At 69.2% G+C, this 21,248-nt stretch carries 20 protein-coding genes; 10 read left to right on the forward strand and 10 right to left on the reverse strand.

Annotation, left to right across the window (positions count from 1 at the left end; genetic code table 11):
* Window positions 1–29: 29 nt before the first annotated feature.
* Entirely contained in the window at window positions 30–899 is an 870-nt protein-coding gene (locus B116_RS0104655) for a M23 family metallopeptidase (RefSeq protein WP_027659340.1), read from the reverse strand.
* Window positions 900–1,171: 272 nt separating this feature from the next.
* Entirely contained in the window at window positions 1,172–1,888 is a 717-nt protein-coding gene (locus tag B116_RS0104660) for a M23 family metallopeptidase (RefSeq protein ID WP_033665167.1), read from the reverse strand.
* Window positions 1,889–2,306: 418 nt separating this feature from the next.
* Here B116_RS0104660 and B116_RS0104665 point away from each other — a divergent pair, with 418 nt between their 5' ends.
* The 3 genes from B116_RS0104665 (at window position 2,307) to sucD (ending at window position 5,208) form a co-directional block, all read left to right on the forward strand.
* A complete protein-coding gene (locus B116_RS0104665; protein ID WP_018720583.1) occupies window positions 2,307–2,711 on the forward strand; it encodes a cobalamin B12-binding domain-containing protein in 405 nt (134 codons plus the stop codon).
* A 428-nt stretch (window positions 2,712–3,139) separates the two neighbouring features.
* Entirely contained in the window at window positions 3,140–4,318 is a 1,179-nt protein-coding gene (gene sucC / locus B116_RS0104670; RefSeq protein ID WP_018720582.1) for an ADP-forming succinate--CoA ligase subunit beta, read from the forward strand.
* Window positions 4,319–4,320: 2 nt separating this feature from the next.
* The gene (sucD, locus tag B116_RS0104675; protein WP_018720581.1) at window positions 4,321–5,208 is read left to right on the forward strand and encodes a succinate--CoA ligase subunit alpha; all 888 of its coding nucleotides are present in this window, start codon (window positions 4,321–4,323) and stop codon (window positions 5,206–5,208) included.
* Window positions 5,209–5,268: 60 nt separating this feature from the next.
* Here the strand turns inward: sucD and B116_RS0104680 are convergent, their stop codons facing one another.
* Window positions 5,269–5,520 carry a hypothetical protein gene (locus B116_RS0104680; protein WP_018720580.1) on the reverse strand — a complete coding sequence of 84 codons (252 nt, stop codon included), beginning with the start codon at window positions 5,518–5,520 and terminating at the stop codon, window positions 5,269–5,271.
* A 233-nt stretch (window positions 5,521–5,753) separates the two neighbouring features.
* On the opposite strand from B116_RS0104680, the gene B116_RS0104685 reads away from it, so the two are divergent.
* On the forward strand, window positions 5,754–7,022 hold the full coding sequence (locus tag B116_RS0104685) for a cell division protein PerM (protein WP_027659341.1): 1,269 nt from the start codon (window positions 5,754–5,756) through the stop codon (window positions 7,020–7,022).
* A gap of 13 nt (window positions 7,023–7,035) precedes the next feature.
* On the opposite strand, the gene B116_RS24680 is transcribed toward B116_RS0104685, so the two are convergent.
* On the reverse strand, window positions 7,036–7,656 hold the full coding sequence (locus B116_RS24680; protein WP_033667295.1) for a DUF4190 domain-containing protein: 621 nt from the start codon (window positions 7,654–7,656) through the stop codon (window positions 7,036–7,038).
* A gap of 214 nt (window positions 7,657–7,870) precedes the next feature.
* Here B116_RS24680 and purN point away from each other — a divergent pair, with 214 nt between their 5' ends.
* Both purN and purH read left to right on the forward strand, forming a co-directional pair.
* Window positions 7,871–8,491: a phosphoribosylglycinamide formyltransferase gene (gene purN / locus B116_RS0104695; RefSeq protein WP_027659342.1), complete on the forward strand. Its 621-nt coding sequence runs from the start codon at window positions 7,871–7,873 to the stop codon at window positions 8,489–8,491.
* On the forward strand, window positions 8,488–10,059 hold the full coding sequence (gene purH, locus B116_RS0104700) for a bifunctional phosphoribosylaminoimidazolecarboxamide formyltransferase/IMP cyclohydrolase (RefSeq protein WP_027659343.1): 1,572 nt from the start codon (window positions 8,488–8,490) through the stop codon (window positions 10,057–10,059). Before purN ends, purH begins: the two co-directional genes overlap by 4 nt.
* 6 nt (window positions 10,060–10,065) lie before the next feature.
* On the opposite strand, the gene B116_RS0104705 is transcribed toward purH, so the two are convergent.
* Window positions 10,066–10,830 (reverse strand): SDR family NAD(P)-dependent oxidoreductase, encoded by a 765-nt coding sequence (locus B116_RS0104705; protein ID WP_027659344.1) that lies wholly within the window; start codon window positions 10,828–10,830, stop codon window positions 10,066–10,068.
* Window positions 10,831–10,876: 46 nt separating this feature from the next.
* On the opposite strand from B116_RS0104705, the gene B116_RS0104710 reads away from it, so the two are divergent.
* On the forward strand, window positions 10,877–11,278 hold the full coding sequence (locus B116_RS0104710; RefSeq protein WP_027659345.1) for an ArsR/SmtB family transcription factor: 402 nt from the start codon (window positions 10,877–10,879) through the stop codon (window positions 11,276–11,278).
* Between the two features lie 339 nt (window positions 11,279–11,617).
* On the opposite strand, the gene B116_RS0104715 is transcribed toward B116_RS0104710, so the two are convergent.
* From B116_RS0104715 to B116_RS0104735, 5 genes are all read right to left on the reverse strand, one after another.
* Window positions 11,618–12,658, reverse strand: a complete 1,041-nt coding sequence (locus B116_RS0104715; RefSeq protein WP_018720573.1) for an ABC transporter ATP-binding protein — start codon at window positions 12,656–12,658, stop codon at window positions 11,618–11,620.
* Window positions 12,642–13,727 carry an ABC transporter ATP-binding protein gene (locus B116_RS0104720; protein ID WP_027659346.1) on the reverse strand — a complete coding sequence of 362 codons (1,086 nt, stop codon included), beginning with the start codon at window positions 13,725–13,727 and terminating at the stop codon, window positions 12,642–12,644. Before B116_RS0104720 ends, B116_RS0104715 begins: the two co-directional genes overlap by 17 nt.
* Before the next feature lie 2 nt (window positions 13,728–13,729).
* Window positions 13,730–14,698, reverse strand: a complete 969-nt coding sequence (locus tag B116_RS0104725; protein ID WP_027659347.1) for an ABC transporter permease — start codon at window positions 14,696–14,698, stop codon at window positions 13,730–13,732.
* On the reverse strand, window positions 14,691–15,629 hold the full coding sequence (locus B116_RS0104730; RefSeq protein ID WP_018720570.1) for an ABC transporter permease: 939 nt from the start codon (window positions 15,627–15,629) through the stop codon (window positions 14,691–14,693). Before B116_RS0104730 ends, B116_RS0104725 begins: the two co-directional genes overlap by 8 nt.
* 89 nt (window positions 15,630–15,718) lie before the next feature.
* Window positions 15,719–17,320 (reverse strand): peptide ABC transporter substrate-binding protein, encoded by a 1,602-nt coding sequence (locus tag B116_RS0104735; protein ID WP_027659348.1) that lies wholly within the window; start codon window positions 17,318–17,320, stop codon window positions 15,719–15,721.
* A 431-nt stretch (window positions 17,321–17,751) separates the two neighbouring features.
* Here B116_RS0104735 and B116_RS0104740 point away from each other — a divergent pair, with 431 nt between their 5' ends.
* From B116_RS0104740 to B116_RS0104750, 3 genes are all read left to right on the forward strand, one after another.
* Complete coding sequence (locus B116_RS0104740; protein WP_018720568.1) at window positions 17,752–18,612, forward strand: bifunctional methylenetetrahydrofolate dehydrogenase/methenyltetrahydrofolate cyclohydrolase; 861 nt, start codon at window positions 17,752–17,754, stop codon at window positions 18,610–18,612.
* 122 nt (window positions 18,613–18,734) lie between these two features.
* Window positions 18,735–19,685 carry a malate dehydrogenase gene (locus B116_RS0104745; protein ID WP_018720567.1) on the forward strand — a complete coding sequence of 317 codons (951 nt, stop codon included), beginning with the start codon at window positions 18,735–18,737 and terminating at the stop codon, window positions 19,683–19,685.
* A 151-nt stretch (window positions 19,686–19,836) separates the two neighbouring features.
* On the forward strand, window positions 19,837–21,051 hold the full coding sequence (locus B116_RS0104750) for an NADP-dependent isocitrate dehydrogenase (RefSeq protein WP_027659349.1): 1,215 nt from the start codon (window positions 19,837–19,839) through the stop codon (window positions 21,049–21,051).
* Window positions 21,052–21,248: the final 197 nt, after the last annotated feature.

Consider the following 21,248-nt stretch of genomic DNA (forward strand, 5'->3'; position numbering starts at 1 on the left):
GTCCGTCGTCGGCCCCGGATGCCGCTCGGTCAGCAGGCCACGTCGATGCCGCGTTCGCGGAGGAACGGCGCCGGGTCGATCTGGCTCCATAGCTGGCCCTGGTGTACCTCGAAGTGCAGGTGGGGGCCGGTGGAGTCGCCGGTGGAACCCTCCAGGCCGATGGTGTCACCGGTGCTGACCTGGTCGCCGACGCTTACTTTCGCGGTGCTCAGGTGGGCGTAGTGGGTCAGATATCCGTTGTCGTGATCGATGACGACCGAGATGCCGTACCCGTCGCCGACGTCGCTGGCCTTCGTTACGGTGCCGCCGAAGGCGGCGCGGACCGGGGTGCCGGCGGGCAGGGCGAAGTCGATGCCGGCGTGCAGCACCCCCCACCGATTGCCGTAACAGGAGGTGATGGCGGCATCGGCCATGGGGATGACCCAGGTCGGCGTTGACGTCGTGGTTGTCGTGGTTGTCGGCTTGGCTGTCACCTTCGGTGCCGTGCTGGCCGAGGGCTGCGCCGAGGGACTTGCCGATGCGCTGGGGGTCGGACTGCTGCTCGCCGACTCCCGGGCGGAGCGATCCGCGCGGGCGGCGGCCTCAGCGCGGGCGGCGGCCTCAGCTTGGGCGGCGGCCTCAGCTTGGGCGGCGGACTCAGCCTGGGCTTGGGTGGCGGCTTCGGCCTCGGCCTGGGCTTGGGCGGCGGCCTCGGCCTGGGCTTGTAGGTCAATGTCGACGGCACCGTTCGGGGTGGCGTCCTGATCATCTCCGGTGATCGCTGTTACCGCGACTCCGGTCAGGGCGAGTCCGGCTACCGCGGCAGCCGCGGCCCGCAGCACCCGGCTCCGGGTGCTGGTCGGCCGCCGATGGCGGGCCGGTGTGGTGTTCCTGCGTGAGCGGGGGGTGTCGTTCTGCACAACGGACCTTCACTGCTCGTAGGGGCACGTGACCCCGACATCCTGAGGTCCTTCCGGAGCCGGCCGGAGACGAGGGGCCCTCGGGCGGGCTCGGTCCGGCGGGCGTGTCGGAGCTTTGTCGGTCCGTGTCGCGAATAGCAGCGGTAGCGATCCAGCCTGGGCGTGCGCTCAGTCACATTGCTGGAGGTGACCTCAAACACCTTCGCCGGCCGAGGGCGAGAAAAAACCGCCCGGATCGGATGATCCGGGCGGCAGTAAGGCATGACTTAGCGTCAGGGGGTGGCTACCTCGCTGTGGAAAGGCTCCATCTGGAGCTTGATGTCCACTCCGCGCTCCATCAGCCAGGGCACCGGGTCGAGCGGTTCGCCCTTGACATGGACCTCCAGGTGCAGGTGGGAGCCGTAGGAGAGGCCGGTGTTGCCGACCAGGCCGAGCTGGTCGCCGGCCTTGACCTGTTGTCCCTCTTGCACGCTGAGAGTGGAGGAGTGGCCGTAGATGGCCTCGCTACCGTCGGCGTTCGCGACGATCACCGTGTATCCGTACCCGCCGAACCAGCCGGCCTTGGTGACGGTGCCGTCATGAATGGAGACGTAGGGGGTGCCCTCTGGGGCGACCAGGTCCACGCCGGTGTGCAGCTCTTCACCCTGAACGCCGTATGGGGAGTTGAACTCGTAGTCCTTGAGGGGGAGGCACCAGACTTCTGTCTCCGCCTCCGGGTTGACCCGCTCGCCGTCCCGCGACGAGCGGTCGGCCGCATTGGCGCGCTCCGCGGCGGCGTCCTCGCTCAGCGCGGAGGCCGTCTTTAGCTCGTCGAGGACCGTCGGGCTGACGCTCTTGGCATCGGGAAGGGCGCTGCCGGCGAAGAGTGCGACCCCGCTGGCGCCGACGAGGGCGGTGGTGACCACTGCGGCGTAGCGGCTTCGCGGTGGGGTGGGTACGCGGCGGCGGCCGCGATATCTATCGGGCTCAGACGACAGGCGCTGGCGCACGCACACCCTCCGTTGTCGGGGTATCGAGGCGATCGGGTGGGTTCGTGAAGCTGGATGAACTTCGCCGACCGCGTCGTCACCCGTCCATGGACCTGATGACAACCGTTGGACACGGTAGCCAACCGCCACGTCCGTCACAAGCCGCATCGCCAGATTGGTGTGATGTTCTGTCCGATTGTATCCACTATTGTCCTTTGGCTGAGCTGGTGAAGGTGTCCCCAGTCTCATCCTGTTCGTCGCGTAGGGTGACCGAACAGCGGACCCATCCGACTTGACCGACCTGGGATGTTGTCCTGTCTTCGGTGGGTGGGCGGACGCCGAGGCGGCGAGGTGTTCGACGGCCCGGATTCCTCAGCCCGGACCGGTCGGGTTACCGTTCGTTAAGGTCAAGCCGCGAAGCCGGTGAAGGGATGCGTAGATGAGCTCTCGTGTTCGGGTCGTCGTCGCCAAACCGGGCCTGGACGGCCATGACCGCGGCGCGAAGGTCGTCGCGCGTGCCCTCCGGGACGCCGGGATGGAGGTTATCTACACCGGTCTGCATCAGAGCCCGGAGCAGATCGTGGAGACCGCAATCCAGGAGGACGCCGACGCGGTCGGACTATCCGTTCTGTCCGGGGCGCACATGACCCTTTTCCGGCGGGTGTTGGAGCTCCTTGCCGAGCGAGACGCACGAGACATCGTCGTCTTTGGTGGAGGCATCATCCCGGACACTGATATCCCGGAACTGCAGCAGATTGGCGTGGCCAAGATTTTCACTCCGGGAGCCACCACGGGGTCGATCGTGGACTGGGTTCGGCAAAACGTGGCGCAGACCGTCGCCTGACGGTCGGCCTGGGAAGGTCACGGGCCGGGGAGGTCACGGGCCGGACAGGGGGAGAGGCCGGACGCACCCCTCACACGCCCGGCCTCTCTATGCACGATGCCCCGCCGCCACCCCTCGACCGACAGGGCATCGGCCGTCCTGTCGTCGCGCTGACCAGCGCTTCGACATCTGACTCAACGAGGCCTGACCCCCGGGGTTACGTGTCGGGGAAAACATCGTCCGGAAGGTTGACACTCGGCCAAACGGCGGGTGCTGGCCAGTCGGCTGTGCAAAACCGCACATCACGTACCCGCTTGGTCGTTGGTGGTGTCGACCTCGCTAGGCTGCCTTCAATGGCCTGTTACAACTGATGACAGGCGTCAAACTGTTTTCCATACGCTGGTGGCGGCGCGACGGCGCGCCGCGGAGACGGGACGGGACGCGCAATCGTGGACCTGTACGAGTACCAGGGGCGGGACCTGTTCGAGCGGCACGGGTTGCCCGTGCTCGCCGGCGGCGTCGCCACGACCCCGGAGGAGGCCCGCGCGATCGCCGAACGCCTCGGCGGTCGGGTGGTTGTCAAGGCGCAGGTGAAGGTCGGTGGCCGGGGCAAGGCCGGCGGGGTGAAGCTGACCGAGGGCGCGGAGGAGACGGTGGCCCGGGCCACCGACATCCTCGGCATGGACATCAAGGGACACACCGTCCACAAGGTCATGATCACCGTGACCGCGGACGTGGCCGACGAGTACTACTTCTCCTACCTGCTGGACCGGGCGAACCGCACCTTCCTCTGCATCGCCAGCGTCGCGGGTGGGATGGACATCGAACAGGTAGCCGCCGAGACGCCGGAGAAGGTCGTCAAGGCGCCGATCGACGCGAACACCGGCGTTGACGCGGCGACGGCCCGGCGAATTGTCACCCAGGCCGGTTTCCCGGCCGAGGTCGCCGACCAGACCGTCGAGATCGCGGTGGACCTGTGGAAGGCGTTCGTCGCCGAGGACGCGACGCTGGTCGAGGTGAATCCGCTCGCCAAGACCGCCGAGGGTGGGCTGCTGCTGCTCGACGCCAAGGTCAGCCTGGACGAGAACGCGGCGTTCCGGCACCCGGACCACGAGGCACTGGTTGACCAGGCCGCGGTGGACCCCCTCGAGCAGGCCGCCAAGGAGAAGGACCTCAACTACGTCAAGCTCGACGGTGAGGTCGGCATCATCGGTAACGGCGCCGGACTGGTCATGTCGACCCTCGACGTGGTCGCGTACGCCGGTGAGCGGCACGGCGGCGTGAAGCCGGCGAACTTCCTCGACATCGGCGGCGGTGCGAGCGCCGCGGTGATGGCCAACGGCCTCGAGATCGTGCTCTCCGACCCCGCGGTGAAGAGCGTCTTCGTCAACGTCTTCGGCGGGATCACCGCCTGCGACGCGGTCGCCAACGGCATCGTGCAGGCGCTGGCCCTGCTCGAGCAGCGCGGCGAGAAGGTCACCAGGCCGTTGGTCGTCCGCCTCGACGGCAACAACGCGGAGGCCGGTCGGGCGATTCTCGACGGCGCGAACAACCCGCTGATCCAGCGGGTCGACACGATGGATGGTGCGGCCGAGCGGGCCGCCGAGCTGGCCGCTGCGGGGGTCTGACAATGGCGATCTGGCTGACCAAGGACTCGAAGGTCATCGTGCAGGGGATGACCGGTTCCGAGGGTTCCAAGCACACCCGGCGGATGCTCGCCGCGGGTACCGACATCGTCGGTGGGGTGAACCCGCGCAAGGCGGGCACCACCGTTGACTTCGACGGCACCGAACTGCCGGTCTTCGCTAGCGTCGCTGACGCGATGCGGGAGACCGGCGCCAACGTGACGGTCATCTTCGTGCCGCCGCAGTTCACCAAGGGTGCGGTGATCGAGGCGATCGACGCCGGCATCTCGCTCGCCGTGGTGATCACTGAGGGCGTGCCGGTGCACGACACCGCCGCCTTCTGGGCGTACAACGTGGCGCAGGGCGAGCGGACTCGGATCATCGGGCCGAACTGCCCGGGGATCGTGTCGCCGGGCGCCTCCAACGCCGGCATCATCCCGGCCGACATCACCGGCGCCGGCCGGATCGGCCTGGTCAGCAAGAGCGGCACGCTGACCTACCAGATGATGTACGAGCTGCGTGACATCGGCTTCTCCACCTGCGTCGGAATCGGCGGCGACCCGATCATCGGCACCACGCACATCGATGCGTTGGCCGCGTTCGAGGATGACCCGGACACCGACGCGATCGTCATGATCGGTGAGATCGGTGGCGATGCCGAGGAGCGGGCCGCCGAGTTCATCAAGGCGAACGTCACCAAGCCGGTGGTCGGCTACATCGCTGGCTTCACCGCACCGCCCGGTAAGACGATGGGGCACGCGGGTGCGATCATCTCCGGTTCGGCCGGTACCGCGGAGGCCAAGAAGACGGCGCTGGAAGCAGCCGGCGTCAAGGTCGGCAAGACTCCGACCGAGACGGCCCGGCTGATGCGGGAGATTATGTCCGCGGGCTAAGCCCCGGCGACGACAGCTGGAGGGATCGGCCGTCCACGGCTGATCCCTCCGGTCGTCAACTCAGCTCAACGGATTGCTGCCGCCGATGTAGAGAAGTCCGTTCCCGATGATGTTGAGCACGCCGAAGGCGATGCCTAACCAACCGAGCACCGGCGAGTTGCCGAAGCGCCGCGCATCGCGGATCGACAGGTAGCCGAAGACGATCCCGAGGACGCCGCAGCAGAGCAGGCCGACGACGATGCCGAGTACGCCCCAGAGCGTCGTCCGGTCCTTGCCCGCCGCCGCGCCGGGCGGCGGATATGCAGCGGTCACGGCGTGCCTCCTTGCGTCGATGCCCGCGCCCGCCGGGGGTGCAGGGGCACGGTCCATGGTCCACACCTGGCAGTGGTGGAGGTCCCCACTTGACACCCTGGTCGGCCGCGGTGGCGTCCTCTGGCCGAGGCTAGACCGGATCGGAGGCAGGAGACGGTGGATCACGTAACTCGAACCCGCCCGAGGGGTTTATCGACCTGCCACTACCCCGACGGCATGTCAGAGTGGACCTGATGTCCTCTGTCACCCCCGATCAGCCCGGCCGACGCGCCCCAGTGAGCGCCCGCCCGCCGGGGCGACCCGGGCCGGCTCGCCGAGCACCCGCGCCACGGGCGAGTGGGCCGCCGAGTCGTCCGCCGCTGGCCGTGGCCGCGGGCGTCGCCGCTGTTGGTGCGGCGCTCACCTCCTGGCTGCCGGTGGCAGTGGTGCTCTGGTTCTTTCAGCTCAGTGAGGGTGCGTCGAGCCTGCCGGAGGCGGTCCGGGTCGGGCTGGCCGGCTGGTTGCTCGGGCATGGCGTCCCGCTGACGACGAACACCGGTCCCCTCGGGCTCGCCCCGCTGGTGGTGACCCTGCTCGCCAGCTGGCGACTCATTCGGGCCGGGGTGCACGTCACCCGGGCCATCGGCGCCCGGGGTAGCAGGTCGCCAAAGCGCGCGTTGGTCGCCGCGGGGGCGGTCGGCGTCGCGTACACCATCCTCGGAGTGCTCGCCGCACTGCTGGTGGCCCGCGGGGAATTGGACGTATCGCCGGTACGGGCCGGTCTGACCCTCGCCGCGGTTGCCACCGTTGCTGCCCTCGCCGGGGCGGTTCGTACGACCGGGCTCGGTGACCTGCTCGCCGCGCGGGCGCCGCTACCGCTGCGGGAGGGGATCCGGACCGGTCTGGTCGCGGCGCTTCTGCTGCTCGCGGCGGGTGCCGGTGTGGCCGGCCTGGCGGTCGCGACCGGCGGCGGTGACGCGGCCGACCTGATCGCGGCCTACCACACCGGGGTGGCGGGGCAGGCCGGGATCACCCTGGTCAACCTGGCGTACGCCCCGAACGCGGCGATCTGGTCAACCAGCTACCTGCTCGGCCCCGGGTTCGCGGTCGGCACCGACACCACGGTGCAGACCAGCGAGGTGACAGTGGGGGTGCTGCCGGCCCTGCCGCTGGTCGCGGGCCTCCCCGGCGGACCGGTGGACGGCCTGGGGACGGGCCTGCTCGCGGTGCCAGTTCTGGTCGGGATGGTGGCGGGCTGGTCGTTGACCCGGCGCATGCTTCGGTCCGGTGGCAACGGAGCCCGGGAAGAGTGGGGTCCGCTACTGCGCCCGGCGTTGCTCGCCGGCCCGGTGGCGGGCCTACTGGTGGGGGTCGCGGCGGTGGCATCAGCCGGCCCGCTGGGTGCGGGCCGGCTGGCGGAGGTCGGACCAGTGCCGTGGCAGGTGGCGGCGGTGGCGACTGTGGTGACCGGGACCGGCGTGCTGGGTGGCGTGGTGGCGGCTCGCTTCCTGTCCCGCGGCTGACGCCGTGACATGACTAGTTGTTGAGCACGATGCTCAGGGGAATCCAGCCGAGGCCCAGCAGCGCGCCGATCAGTCCGCAGATCATCCCGGCCAGGGCCTGGCCACGATTGTCCGCGAGCCCCTGCTCGACCTTCTGCTGGCCGAGCCGTCCGGTCACCACCGCGGCGATTCCCAGCGGCAGGCCGAGATAGCAACAGGTCAGCGGGACCGACACAATGCCGAGGATCATAGAGATCAGCCCGAGCGTGTTCTGCTTCCCCGCCGGTAGGGGGTAGCCCGCGTTCGGGTACATCTGCATCCCACCATAGGGCGCTGGGTACGGCGCAGCGGTGGGCGCGGCGTACGGGTCCGGTGGTGGCGGGTTCGGCGGTGTGGTGGGCATGGCGTACGGGTTTACCGGCGGCGGGGGGTACGGCTGCTGCGAAACCGAGGTAGCCGGTGGGGCGTAGGGGTCCGCGGGTGGGGCGTAGGGGTCCACCGGTGGGGCGTACGGGTCCGCGGGCGGGGCGTACGGGTCCGCGGGTGGGGCGTAGGGGTCTGCGGCCGGTGGAGCGTACGGGTCCGCGGGTGGGGTGGACGGAGTGGGCTGAGGGGTGGACGGATCGTGCTGCGGAGTGGATGGGTCGGGCTGCATGCGTCCTCCCGGTCGATCAGCAGGAGCTCGTGGATTGGGGCGGGATTCCGGGCTGCATCTCTCGCTACTCCTTTGCACAGGATGCGACATCGGGACAACTGTCGCTACCGGTGCGCGGGGGAGCGATCGGCAGCGTACCTGGCCTGGTCGCTGATTCAGCGCCGGCTTGCCGCCCAGCGAATCGGTGGCCGGGCGGCCCCGATAGGGTTGTCCGGTGCCTGAGCCCGCGTCTGCCGCCCGTATCGTCGTTCTCGTCTCCGGCTCCGGCAGTAACCTTCAGGCGTTGCTCGACGCCAGCACCGATCCCGGGTACGGGGCTCGGGTGGTCGCGGTCGGGGCGGACCGCGATGGCATCGCCGGGCTGGACCGGGCCGCGGCGGCGGGGGTGCCGACCTTCGTTGAGCGGGTGAAGGACTATCCGACCCGCTCCGACTGGGACGCCGCGCTCACCGCGCGAGTGGCCGAGCACACTCCCGACCTGGTCGTCTCCGCCGGCTTCCTGAAGCTGGTCGGCCCGCACTTCCTCGCCGCGTTCGGCGACCGCTATCTGAACACGCACAACACTCTGCTGCCGGCCTTCCCCGGCATTCACGGGCCCCGCGACGCACTCGCCTACGGGGTGAAGATCACCGGGGCGACCCTCTTCTTCGTTGACGCGGGCACGGACACCGGCCCGATTGTCGCCCAGGTCGCGGTGCCGGTCCGGGACGGCGACGACGAGCAGACGCTCACCGAGCGCATCAAAGAGGCCGAGCGTCGCCAGCTCGTCGAGCAGGTGGGCCGCCTGGTCCGTGCAGGTTGGACAATTTCCGGAAGAAAGGTCACGGTCCCGTGAGTTCCAGTCAGGACGAGCGCCGCCCGATCCGGCGGGCGCTGGTCAGCGTCTACGACAAGGCCGGTCTGGCCGAGCTGGCCCAGGCGTTGCACGACGCCGGCGTGGAGATCGTCTCGACCGGAAGCACCGCGTCGGCCATCGCCGGTGCCGGCGTGCCGGTCACCGCGGTGGACTCGGTGACCGGGTTCCCGGAGATCCTCGACGGCCGAGTCAAGACGCTGCACCCCAAGATCCACGGTGGTCTCCTCGCGGACCTGCGCAAGGAATCGCACGTGGGGCAGCTCGCCGAGCACGGCATCGGGGCGATCGACCTGCTGGTGTCCAACCTGTACCCGTTTCAGGCGACTGTCGCCTCCGGGGCGGGGCAGGACGAGTGCGTCGAGCAGATTGACATCGGTGGGCCGGCGATGGTGCGGGCCGCCGCCAAGAACCACGCTTCGGTCGCCGTGGTGACCGACCCGTCGGGCTACCCCCAACTGCTGGCGGCGGTACGGGCGGGTGGCTTCACCCTGGCACAGCGCCGGGCGCTCGCGGCCCGGGCGTTCGCGGTGATCGCCGACTACGACGTGGCCGTCGCCGAGTGGTGCGCGCGAGAGTTGGTCGAGGAGGACGCGCCGTGGCCGGGCTTCGCCGGGCTGGCGCTGCGTCGCGAGGCGGTGCTGCGGTACGGGGAGAACCCGCACCAGCCGGCCGCCCTCTACACCGACCCGTCGAGCCCGGCCGGGCTCGCCCAGGCCGAGCAGCTACACGGCAAGGAGATGTCGTACAACAACTACGTTGACGCCGACGCCGCCTGGCGGGCCGCCAATGACTTCTCCGACCAGCCGGCGGTGGCGATCATCAAGCACGCCAACCCGTGTGGCATCGCGGTGGGTGCGGACGTCGCCGAGGCGCACCGCAAGGCACACGCCTGCGACCCGGTGTCCGCCTTCGGCGGCGTGATCGCCGTGAACCGGCCGGTCGGCGTCGAGCTCGCCGGGCAGGTGGCGGAGGTGTTCACCGAGGTTGTTGTGGCCCCGGAGTTCGAACCCGACGCCCTCGAGGTGCTGCGGGGCAAGAAGAACGTGCGCCTGCTGCGCGCCCCGGCCTACGCCCCGGCGTCGGCGGAGTGGCGACCGGTCACTGGTGGGATGCTGGTGCAGGTGCGGGACCGGGTGGACGCCGCGGGCGACGACCCGGGCACCTGGCAGCTGGCGACCGGCGAGGCCGCCGACGAGGCGACCCTGCGGGACCTGGCCTTCGCCTGGCGGGCGGTCCGAGCGGTGAAGAGCAACGCGATCCTGCTCGCCCGCGACGGCGCGACCGTCGGCGTGGGCATGGGGCAGGTCAACCGGGTCGACTCGGCCCGGCTGGCGGTGGAGCGGGCCGGTGCCGAACGGGCGCGCGGGGCGGTGTGCGCCTCCGACGCGTTCTTCCCGTTCGCCGACGGGCCGAAGATCCTCTTCGACGCCGGCGTGCGGGCGATCGTCCAGCCCGGCGGGTCGATCCGGGACGAGGAGGTCATCGAAGCTGCCAGGGCGGCCGGCGTGACCATGTACCTGACCGGCACCCGGCACTTCTTCCACTGACCGAGGTCACGTCAGCTCCAGCCCACCGTCGACAGTGAGGACCTGCCCGGTCAGCCAGGTGCTGGCCGGGTCGGCCAGACGCAGGATCCAGGCGGCGATCTCTTCGGGGTCACCGCGGCGACCGAGGGGGATGCGGACGGCCTCTGCTCGCTTGATCTCTTCGATGGCCGGGTCGGAGAGTCCGGCGGCGGCCAACGCCTGGCTCTCGGTTGGGCCGGGAGCCAGGGCGTTGACCCGAATGCCGTCCGCCGCGAGTTCTGCCGCCCAGCTCCGGGTGAGCTGTTCGAGGGCGGCTTTGGAGGCCGCGTAGTGGGCGGCGCCGGGCAGGGGCCGGTGGCCGTAGGTACTGGAGACGTTGACGATCGATCCGCGGCTCCGGCGCAGGTGTGGTAGGGCCGCGTGCGCCAGCAGGCTGGGCGCGACGACGTTGAGGTCGAACAGGGCAGCGATGCCCGCGGCCGTGGTGTGTGCCAACGGCATGATCCTGGTGGCACCGGCGTTGTTGACCAGTATGTCCAGTTGTCCCCAGCGGTCGACTGCGGCGTCAACCACTTCCTGCGGTGCTCCGGGGGCGTTCAGGTCGGCCGGGTGAACGGCGATCGCGGGGCTTTCGGCGGCGGTCTCCGCGAGGGCATCCTTGCGGCGTCCGACCCCCAGCACCTGGGCGCCTGCGCGGGCGAACGCGTGTGCTGTGGCGCGGCCGATGCCGGATCCGGCGCCGGTGACGACAACGACTTGTGCGGTGAGATCGATGCAGGGTCCGGCGTTCACGGTCCATCTCCTTGTTCGATGTTCGCAAAACGTCGAACAAGGTAGCATGGTCGCCATGAAAAGAGCACGACATCCCGACCCCGACGAGCTCTCCCTCATCGACGTGCTGGGGGCCCTCAACGACCCCATCCGGGTCGGTCTGGTACGTGTGCTCGCCGATGGCCGCGAACGCGGGTGGGGCGAACTTCGCGTGCCGGTCGCCAAGTCCACCCTCAGCCATCACCTGCGCGTGCTCCGCGATGCGGGCATCACCCGCACCCGACAGGAAGGCACCCGCTGCTTCGTCGAACTTCGTGGCGGCGACCTCGACGCCCGCTTCCCCGGACTGTTAGGCGCCGTCCTCGGCGCCGCCGACCGGGACGACGTGGGCAGTCACGTCGGCGTCGTAGGCGGCCTGCCTGAGGCCCCCGCAGATCGAAAGCCGGGTGCCCCGCAGATCGAAAGGTGAGTGCCCCGCAGATCGAAACCCCGGGGTCGGCATCAGGGTCCAGCCCCGGCGGATCAATCCGGGACGAGTAGGTCATCGCCGATGCCAAGGCGGCCGGCATAACCATGTACCTGACCGGCACCCGGCACTTCTTTCACTGAACAAGGTGAGGCCCGTGTGTGGCCCACCGGCCGGGCCGCCAGCGCCGGTCAAGCCGTTAGGCCACGGGGCGGGCTCCGGTAGCCCGAACAAACCCGCCTACCGGACAGGCAGCAGGCCGGCGACACGGCAACCGGGTGGACCGGCCTTCGCCGGGCCCGCTGCCCGGATCCCTGGTGGCCGCGAGCTGGGGTGCGGTCGTCAGGAGGGGGACGCTGGCTCGCGGAGTTCGGCGAAGTGGCAGGCCGACGGGTGCGGGTCGGCGGCGCGCGGCACGGTGTCCGGGTCCTGGGTGGCACAAATGTCCTGCGCCTTCCAGCACCGGGTGCGGAATCGGCAGCCGCTCGGCGGGTTCGCCGGGCTCGGTACGTCGCCGATCAGGCGGATCATGTTCTGGCTGTCCCGCAGCTCCGGGTCGGGCACCGGCACCGCCGACAGTAGCGCCTGGGTGTACGGGTGGGTGGCCCGCTGGTAGATCTCCTCCTCGGTGCCGAGCTCGACGATCCGGCCCAGGTACATCACCGCGACCCGGTCGCAGATGTGCCGCACCACCGACAGGTCGTGGGCGATGAAGATGTACGAGAGGCCGAGCTCGTCCTGAAGCTGTTCGAGCAGGTTGATCACCTGCGCCTGGATCGAGACGTCCAGCGCGGAGACCGGCTCGTCACAGACGATCACCTCGGGGCGTAGCGCGAGCGCGCGGGCGATGCCGATGCGCTGCCGCTGCCCGCCGGAGAACTGGTGTGGGTACCGGTTGATGTGCTCGGGGCTGAGCCCGACCATGTCCAGCAGTTCCTGGACCCTCCGCTGTCGGCTGCCCTTGGGCGCCGCCTCCGGGTGGATCTCGAAGGGTTCCCCGATGATGTCGCCGACGGTCATCCGCGGGTTCAGTGAGGTGTACGGGTCCTGGAGGACCATCTGCATGTTGCGGCGGAGCCGGCGCAGCTCCCCGCCACGGGCGGCGAAGAGGTCCCGCCCCTCCAGCGTCGCCGCTCCGGAGGTCGGCATCTCCAGCCGCATCAGCAGCCGGGCCAGGGTGGACTTGCCGCAGCCGGACTCGCCGACGATGCCGAGGGTCTCCCCGCGGCGCAGGTCGAAGCTGACCCCGTCCACGGCGCGGACCGCGCCGATCTGGCGCTGGAAGACGACGCCCCGGGTGATCGGGAAGTGCTTGACCAGGTTCTCGACGGCCAGGATCGGCTCGCCGCGTACCTTCTTCGGCGGGCTAGCGGGCGCGGTCATCGCGGACCTCCTGCGCGAAGTGGCACGCGCTGGTCCGGCCGTCGCCGAGGACCAGGTCGTGCGGTACGACGTCCACGCAGACCTGCTGGACGTACGGGCATCGGGGGTGGAAGGGGCAACCGGAGGGGATCCGCATCAGGTTGGGCGGGAGCCCCCGGATGGTCGACAGCTGCTGGCCCTGGAAGTCCAGCCGCGGGATCGATTTCAACAACCCCTTGGTGTACGGGTGGGCGGGTGCCTTGTACAGCGACCGGACGTCGGCGTGTTCGACGATCCGCCCGGCGTACATGACGGCGATCCGGTCGGCGACGCCGGCTACCACGCCGAGGTCGTGGGTGATCAGGATTATCGCCATGCGGAGGTCTCGGCGCAGGTCGGACAGGAGGTCCATGATCTGGGCCTGCACGGTCACGTCCAGCGCGGTGGTGGGCTCGTCGGCGATGAGGACCTTCGGGTCCAGCGCCAACGCCATGGCGATCATGACGCGTTGCCGCATACCGCCGGAGAACTGGTGCGGGTAGTCGCCGAGCCGGTTGGCCGCAGCCGGAATCTTGACCAGCTCCATCAGCTCGATCGCCCGCCGACGGGCGTCACCGCGGGACATCCCGGCCCGTTGGCGCAGCGTCTCGCCGATCTGCCAGCCGACCGGGAAGGTCGGGTTCAGCGCGGAGAGGGCATCCTGGAAGATCATGGCGATCTCGGTGCCGCGTACCTGCCGGCGTTGCTCCTCGGACTGGGTGAGTAGGTCGCGTCCCTGGTAGCGGATCTGCCCGGAGCGGATCACCGCGGGCGGGGTGTCCAGGATGCCCATGATCGCTTGGGCGGTGACGGACTTGCCGGAGCCGGATTCGCCGAGCACGGCAAGGGTCTCCCCGGCGTCCAGGTGGTACGAGACACCGTTGATCACCTTCGCCACACCTTCGCCGGTGCGGAACTCGACGTGCAGGTCCCGTATCTCGAGCAGGTGGCCGCCCTCCGGGGTGGGGGAGGCGGGCGTGGGTTGGACTGCGGACTGGGACACAGTGCCTGCCTTTCGCTCGCTGCCACGGGTGGGCCGGTTCCCGCGCATGCTCACCGGAGTTTCGGGTCGAAGGCGTCTCGGATCGCGTCGCCGAGCATGATGAACGCGAGCACGGTCAGCGCGAGGAAGGTCGACGGGACGATCAGCGGGGTGGCCGACTCCCGCATGTGCACCCGGCCGTTGTTGATGTCGATGCCCCAGGAGATCGTGGGTTCCTTGAGCCCGATGCCGAGGAAGGAGAGCGTCGCCTCGGCCGCGATGAACGATCCGAGCGCGATGGTCAGCACCACGATGGCGGGGGCGAGCGTGTTGGGCAGGATGTGTCGCCACATGATTCGGCTGTTGCTCGCGCCGAGCATCCGGGCGGCGGAGACGTAGTCCTGCTCCTTCGCGGTGATCACCGACGAACGGACCACCCGGGCCGTCGTGGTCCAGCCGAGGACCGCGAGGACGAAGATGACCGCCGCGATCCGGATCGTCGCGCTGTCGCTGGCGACTCGCTTGAGCAGCACGATCGCGGCGAGTAGCAGCGGGATACCGAGCACGATGTCGATGACCCGGGAGAGGATCGCGTCGATCCACCGGCCGAAGTAGCCGGCGAGCATGCCGACGGTGAGCGCGATCAGCCCGGTGAGCAGCGCTGAGAGGGCGCCGACCAGGAGCGAGGCGCGGGCGCCGTACACCGCTCGGGCGTAGGTGTTGCAGCCCTGGAAGTCGTACCCGAAGATCGCTCCGCCGGAGGGGCCGGCGTGCTGCCGGGAGAGGAGGCAGTCGGCCGGGTCGGCGCTGCTGAACAACGCGGGCACGGCGGCCATCGCGGTGACCACCAGGACCAGGGCGGAGCTGATCCAGAAGATCGGCTTTCGCCGTAGGTCCCGCCAGGCGTCGCCGGCGAGGCTGCGCGGCCGGCCGGGGGTGACGGAGGTGCCGCCGACCTGGTTCGGCGCGTTCGGCTCGCCAGAGGGACCGCGCCGGGCGTTCGGATCCTCCGCCCCGGCCACCGTCTGGAAATCACTCATAACGGATCCTCGGGTCGAGTACGGCGTAGAGCACGTCCACCACCAGGTTGGCGATGAGGTAGACCACGACCAGCACGCTGACGATCCCCACCACCAACGGCCCGTCTTCGGTGCGGATGGCGCGGAAGAGGTTGAAACCGACCCCGGGGATGTTGAACACGCCTTCGGTGATGATCGCGCCGCCCATCAGGTTGCCCAACTCGACGCCGAGGAAGGTGACCACCGGGATGAGTGAGTTGCGCAGTACGTGGATGCCGACGATCCGTCGCTTGACCAGGCCCTTCGACCGGGCGGTGCGGACATAGTCGGCGCGCAGGTTCTCGGCCACCGAGGTCCGGGTCAGTCGCAGCGCGGTGGCCAGGGAGAGGGAACCGAGGACGATCCCGGGCAGCAGGAGCGCGTAGAAGTCGGGGTCGGCGCCGGCGGTGGGCGGGAAGAGCTGCCACCGGACGCCGAGGAGGTACTGCGCGATGGGTGCCAGCACGATCGTCGGCACGGCCAGCACGACCAGGGTCAGCAGCAGCGTCGAGTTGTCGAAGATGCTGGCTCGCCGAATGCCGGCGAGCACACCGGCGGTGACCCCGACGAGCACGGTGACCGTCATCGCGATCAGGGCCAGCTTGATCGTCACCGGCCAGGCGGCGGCGAGGATGTCGCCGATCTGCCGCCCGGTGAGGGACTCGCCGAGGTCGCCCTGGAGCAGGTTCCGGATGTAGTCGAAGTACCGGTAGAAGAAGCCGTCGATTCCGGTCCGGTCCAGGTGGAACTTCTCCGTCAGGTATGCCCGTTGGGCTTCGGTGACCGGGCGTTCGCCGGCGAGCGCCTGGATGGGGTCACCCTGACCGGCGAACATCAGCGCGTAGACGATCAGCGTGGTCCCGAAGAAGGCGAGGACCATCTGGAGCAGTCGTCGCAGAATAAAGCGGACCATACTAGGCAGTCTCTCTGAAAAAGGGCGAAGGGGAGGCGTGGTCGGGTCACCAGCTACCCGGTGACCCGACCACGCCGCTCGCTACGGAACTACTGGACTGCCTCGATCTTGAGCAGGTCGACTCGGTTGAAGAGGTCCAACTCCACGTTCGTGACCTTGCTCGAGTGCCCGAAGACGTTCTGGCCGTAGCGCAGTGGGATCACCGGCATGTCCTCGGCCAGCAGCTCCTCGGCCTGCTGGTACTTCGCGATCGCCTCCTCCTCGGAGGCCGCCGCCGAACCCTCGGCGACCAGCTTGTCGAACTCGGGGTTCTCGTAGCCGTAGAAGTTCGCCGAACCGGTGCTGCTGTACAGCGGGCCGAGGTAGTTCTCCATGGACGGGTAGTCCATGACCCACGCCATCCGGAACAGGCCGACCGACTGCTCTGCCTTGACCTTCGTCAGCAGGTCGGAGAACTTCGGCTCGGCGTTGCCGACACACTCCACATCCAGGTTCGCCTTGAGCTGGTTGCAGGTGGCGTCGACCCAGTCCTTGTGGCCGCCGTCGCCGTTGTACGAGATCTCGATCTGGCTCGGGCCGCCCGCGCTCTCGTAGAGCGCCTTCGCCTTGGCCGGGTCGAAGGTGCCGGCGTCGCCGATGGTGTTCTCGCGGTAGCCCGCGACAACCGGGGAGACAAACGAGCGGGCCGGAGTCTGCGAGTCCTTGAAGACCGCCTTCGTGATCTCCTCCCGGTCGATCGCCATCGAGATCGCCTTACGCACGTCCGGGTTGCTGAACTCCTCCTGGTAAGTCGGGAAGGAGAGGAACTGGAAGGACGATCCGGGGCTGGTCTGGAACCGATCCCCCAGGTCGGTGGGGGCGGTCGACAGGTTCTCGGTCGGGATCGCCTTGATCACGTCGAGGTTGTCCGAGAGGACATCCGCGTACGCGGCGGCGGGCTGCTGGTAGATCCGGAACTCGACGCCCGCCACCTTCGGCTGCTCGCCGGGGAAGGCGTCGTACCGCTCGACCTCGACCCGGGCGTCGTGCTGCCAGGTGCCCTTCATCTTGAACGGGCCCTGACCGATCGGCGCCTGCTCGTAGCCCTCGTCGAGCACGCCCGGCTCCGAGAACGCGGCCTTCGGCAGCGGGTAGAAGGCGTTGTACCCGAGCATGGTCCGGAAATCGGAGTACGGCGCGGACAGGGTCACGGTGAAGGTCAGGTCGTCAACCTTCTCCAGGCCGGACAGCGCCTGCGCCGCCGGGGTCTCGCCCTGTAGCTCGTCGTACCCGGCGATCTTCTCGAAGAAGTAGCTTGAGCCCTGGCCGTTCGGGGCGTAGGCGCCGTAGTTCCAGGCGTCGATGTAGTTGTCGGCGGTGACCGGCTCGCCGTTGTGGAAGGTGTAGCCGTCCTTGAGCTTGATCGTCCAGGTGATGTTGTCCTCGGACGTCACCGACTCGGCTGCCACCTCGTACGCCTGGTTGGCGTCGTCGTAGTCGATCAGCGGGCTGAACAGGGCAGCGAGCACCTGCGAGCCACTGGTCTCGGTGGTGTTGGTCGGAACCAGGTGCTGCGGCTCGGCGATCTCGATCCGCACGGCCGCGTTGGGGTCGGTCGCGCCGGAACCACCGCCGCCGGAACCGCAGGCCACCAGGCCCAGGGTCGCCGCGAGCGGGAGGGCCGTCCAGGCGGCGAGTCTACGAACGCGCATGAAGCCTCCTCATCCTCACGCTGCGCATGACCCGACGCTGGGTAACGCTGCGCAACGATCGGCAACGGTAGGTCGCCGGTCAGCGATCGACAACGGAAGGGTTGCGAAGTCGTAACGGAGGGTGGGGATGAGCCTTGTCGGGGGTGCTCCCCCGTGCTATAGATGCCGCTGCTGACCTGCGCTTTTGGCTCGCCGAATCGGTGGGTCGGTCGGGGTGTGTCGACTCGTAACGGCGACGCCGAACCCGCCGTCGCCGACCGTCCCGCATGCCCCGGACCGCAGTCGATTTTCCGGTTTTGGAGCAGCATGCGTTACTCAGAGTGACTTATTGCACTCGGCTGGCGGTTCTGGTGTCCCCGGCCACAGCAGCGCCGGCCGTCGACTGCCCGGGTCGTCGGCTCCGCACGGGGCTGGCGTGAGACGATCTGGAGGTGACGGCGACGCTTCTGGACGGCAAGGCGACCGCAGCCGAGATCAAGGACGAGCTGCGGGTCCGCGTGAAGGCTCTGGCGGAACGGGGTGTCACCCCCGGTCTCGGCACCGTTCTGGTCGGTGGCGATCCCGGCTCCCAGGCGTACGTCAACGGCAAGCACCGGGACTGCGCCGAGGTCGGCGTCGCCTCGCTCCGCCGGGAGCTTCCGGCCGACGCCACGCAGGAGCAGGTGGACGCCGTACTGGCCGACCTGAACGCCGATCCGGCCTGTCACGGCTACATCGTGCAGCTGCCGCTCCCCGGCCACCTCGACACCCAGCGAGTGCTGGAGCTGATCGACCCGGAGAAGGACGCCGACGGTCTGCACCCGGTCAACCTGGGCCGGCTGGTGCTCGGCTACCCGGGGCCGCTGCCCTGCACCCCGCGCGGAATCGTCGAGCTGCTTCGCCGACACGACGTGGCGCTGCGAGGTGCCCGAGTCGTCGTGGTCGGTCGGGGTAACACGGTCGGCCGCCCGCTCGGGCTGCTGCTCACCCGGCGCAGCGAGAACGCGACCGTCACCCTCTGCCACACGGGCACCCTCGACCTCACCGCGCACACCCGGGCCGCGGACATCGTGATCGTCGCGGCCGGGGTGCCGGGGCTCCTCACCGCCGACATGATCACGCCGGGTGCCGTCGTGGTGGATGTCGGGATCACCCGGGTGATCGGCCCTGACGGCAAGGGCCGCTACACCGGCGACGTGGATTCCGGCGTCGCCGAGGTGGCCGGGGCCCTGGTCCCGATGCCGGGTGGAGTGGGGCCGATGACCCGCGCGATGCTGCTGACCAACGTCGTGGAGCGGGCCGAGCGCGGCTGAAGTCCCGCAGCGGCACCGAAGCGCACCCATCGGGGTCATAACCGTCCGCCCCTGACCGGATCGGTGTCAGGATGGCTGATACGGTCCGGAAAAGCCGACTGGTATCAGGGAGTGGGACGTCAATGGGTAAGAAGGTCACTGTCGTCGGGGCCGGCTTCTACGGCTCCACCACCGCGCAGCGTCTGGCCGAGTACGACGTCTTCGACACCGTCGTGATCACGGACATCGTGGAGGGCAAGCCGGCGGGTCTCGCCCTGGACCTTAACCAGTCCCGGGCCATCGAGGGCTTCGAGACCAAGCTGGTTGGCGTGACCACCGGCCCCAACGGTGAGGGCTACGAGGCCATCGAGGGCTCGGATGTCGTCGTTGTCACCGCCGGTCTGCCACGCAAGCCCGGCATGAGCCGGATGGACCTGCTGGAGACCAACGCCAAGATCGTCCGGCAGGTCGCCGAGAACGTCGCCAAGTACGCGCCGAACGCCGTCGTGATCGTGGTCTCCAACCCGCTCGACGAGATGACCGCGCTGGCCCAGATCGCCACCCAGTTCCCGCACAACCGGGTGCTCGGTCAGGCCGGCATGCTGGACACCGCCCGGTTCACCAACTTCGTGGCCGAGGCGCTGGGCGTACCGGTGGCGTCGGTGCGGACGCTGACGCTGGGCTCGCACGGGGACACCATGGTCCCGGTGCCGTCGAAGAGCAGCGTGGCCGGCAAGCCGCTGCGTGAGGCGATGCCCGCCGAGCAGATCGAGGAGCTGGTAGTCAAGACCCGCAACGGTGGTGCCGAGGTGGTGGCGCTGCTGAAGACCGGCTCGGCCTACTACGCCCCGTCAGCCGCCGCCGCCCGGATGGCGAAGGCCGTCGCCGAGGACTCCGGCGAGGTCATGCCGGTCTGTGCCTGGGTGGACGGGGAGTACGGCATCTCCGGCGTCTACCTCGGGGTGGAGGCGGAGATCGGCGCGCAGGGAGTCCGGCGGGTCGTCGAGACCGATCTGGACGCCGACGAGTTGGCCGCCCTGAAGGAGGCCGCGGAGGCAGTTCGCGCCAAGCAGGGCGACGTCGCCAGCATGTGACCACACCGACGGCAGTGCCCCGTGGTCACCCGGCCGCGGGGCCGCCGTCGCCCACGCCGAGGGCCCCGGAATGAGGCCGGCTGGGGAGATCGGGATTGTTTGCAGTACGCTCGTACTGCTTGAGCATGTCCCCCGAGAGGAGCGCCGGCCGATGGCGAAGATCAAGGTAAACAACCCGGTCGTAGAGCTCGACGGCGACGAGATGACCCGGATCATCTGGAAGCAGATCCGGGAGCAGCTGATCCTGCCCTACCTCGACGTCGACCTGCGTTACTACGACCTCTCGATCCAGCACCGGGACGAGACCGACGACCAGGCCACTGTTGACGCCGCCAACGCGATCAAGGAGCACGGCGTCGGCGTCAAGTGCGCCACGATCACCCCGGACGAGGCGCGGGTCGAGGAGTTCGGCCTGAAGAAGATGTGGCGGTCGCCGAACGGCACCATCCGCAACATCCTCGGCGGCGTCGTCTTCCGCGAGCCGATCATCATGTCCAACGTGCCGCGGCTGGTGCCCGGTTGGACGAAGCCGATCATCATCGGCCGGCACGCCCACGGCGACCAGTACAAGGCCAGCGACTTCGTCGTCCCCGGGCCGGGCAAGGTCACCATCACCTACACCCCGACCGACGGCACCCAGCCGGTCGAGATGGAGATCGCCAACTTCCCCGGCGGCGGGGTCGCCATGGGCATGTACAACTTCGACGAGTCGATCCGGGACTTCGCCCGCGCCTCCATGCGGTACGGCCTCGACCGTGGCTACCCGGTCTACCTGTCGACGAAGAACACCATCCTCAAGGCGTACGACGGCCGGTTCAAGGACATCTTCGCCGAGGTCTACGAGGCCGAGTTCAAGGCCGAGTTCGAGGCGGCCGGCATCAGCTACGAGCACCGGCTGATCGACGACATGGTCGCCGCGGCGCTCAAGTGGGAGGGCGGCTTCGTCTGGGCCTGCAAGAACTACGACGGTGACGTGCAGTCCGACACCGTCGCGCAGGGCTTCGGCTCGCTCGGCCTGATGACGTCCGTGCTGATGACCCCCGACGGCCGTACCGTCGAGGCCGAGGCCGCGCACGGCACCGTCACCCGGCACTACCGGCAGTACCAGAAGGGCGAGAAGACCTCGACCAACCCGATCGCCTCGATCTACGCCTGGACCCGGGGCCTGGCCCACCGGGGCAAGCTGGACGGCACCCCGGCGGTTTCCGAGTTCGCCAACACGCTGGAGAAGGTCATCATCGAGACCGTCGAGGGCGGCCAGATGACCAAGGACCTCGCGCTGCTCATCTCGCGGGACGCCCCGTGGCTGACCACCGACGAGTTCATGAACGCGCTGGACGAGAACCTGGCCCGCAAGCTCGCCTGATTCCCGACCGGCGGGGCCGCCGACTACCGGTGCGGTAGTCGGCGGGGTGGGGATCGAGCCGGCGGATGGCGCGACTTTCTTCGGCGCGCCTCGTTGACCCAGATGGACGAGATGCCAGTCGCGTCCAGGAAGGTTGGCCGCGGTCGCCCGCGACGTGCGCCGCCCGTCAGCTTTCCCGGCTGTCACGCACAGCCAGC

The sequence above is a fragment of the Salinispora fenicalii genome (assembly GCF_000514815.1).
GTDB classification, from domain to species: Bacteria; Actinomycetota; Actinomycetes; order Mycobacteriales; family Micromonosporaceae; genus Micromonospora; species Micromonospora fenicalii.

Coding starts and splice junctions, on each gene's coding strand:
- B116_RS0104710 (WP_027659345.1), top strand. CDS start 10,877: ATGGTCGCCATGAAAAGAGCACGACATCCCGACCCCGACGAGCTCTCC.
- B116_RS24680 (WP_033667295.1), bottom strand. CDS start 7,656: ATGCAGCCCGACCCATCCACTCCGCAGCACGATCCGTCCACCCCTCAG.
- B116_RS0104720 (WP_027659346.1), bottom strand. CDS start 13,727: ATGCGCGGGAACCGGCCCACCCGTGGCAGCGAGCGAAAGGCAGGCACT.
- B116_RS0104685 (WP_027659341.1), top strand. CDS start 5,754: ATGTCCTCTGTCACCCCCGATCAGCCCGGCCGACGCGCCCCAGTGAGC.
- B116_RS0104735 (WP_027659348.1), bottom strand. CDS start 17,320: ATGCGCGTTCGTAGACTCGCCGCCTGGACGGCCCTCCCGCTCGCGGCG.
- B116_RS0104745 (WP_018720567.1), top strand. CDS start 18,735: ATGGGTAAGAAGGTCACTGTCGTCGGGGCCGGCTTCTACGGCTCCACC.
- B116_RS0104730 (WP_018720570.1), bottom strand. CDS start 15,629: ATGGTCCGCTTTATTCTGCGACGACTGCTCCAGATGGTCCTCGCCTTC.
- B116_RS0104725 (WP_027659347.1), bottom strand. CDS start 14,698: ATGAGTGATTTCCAGACGGTGGCCGGGGCGGAGGATCCGAACGCCCGG.
- B116_RS0104665 (WP_018720583.1), top strand. CDS start 2,307: ATGAGCTCTCGTGTTCGGGTCGTCGTCGCCAAACCGGGCCTGGACGGC.
- B116_RS0104715 (WP_018720573.1), bottom strand. CDS start 12,658: ATGACCGCGCCCGCTAGCCCGCCGAAGAAGGTACGCGGCGAGCCGATC.
- sucD (WP_018720581.1), top strand. CDS start 4,321: ATGGCGATCTGGCTGACCAAGGACTCGAAGGTCATCGTGCAGGGGATG.
- B116_RS0104750 (WP_027659349.1), top strand. CDS start 19,837: ATGGCGAAGATCAAGGTAAACAACCCGGTCGTAGAGCTCGACGGCGAC.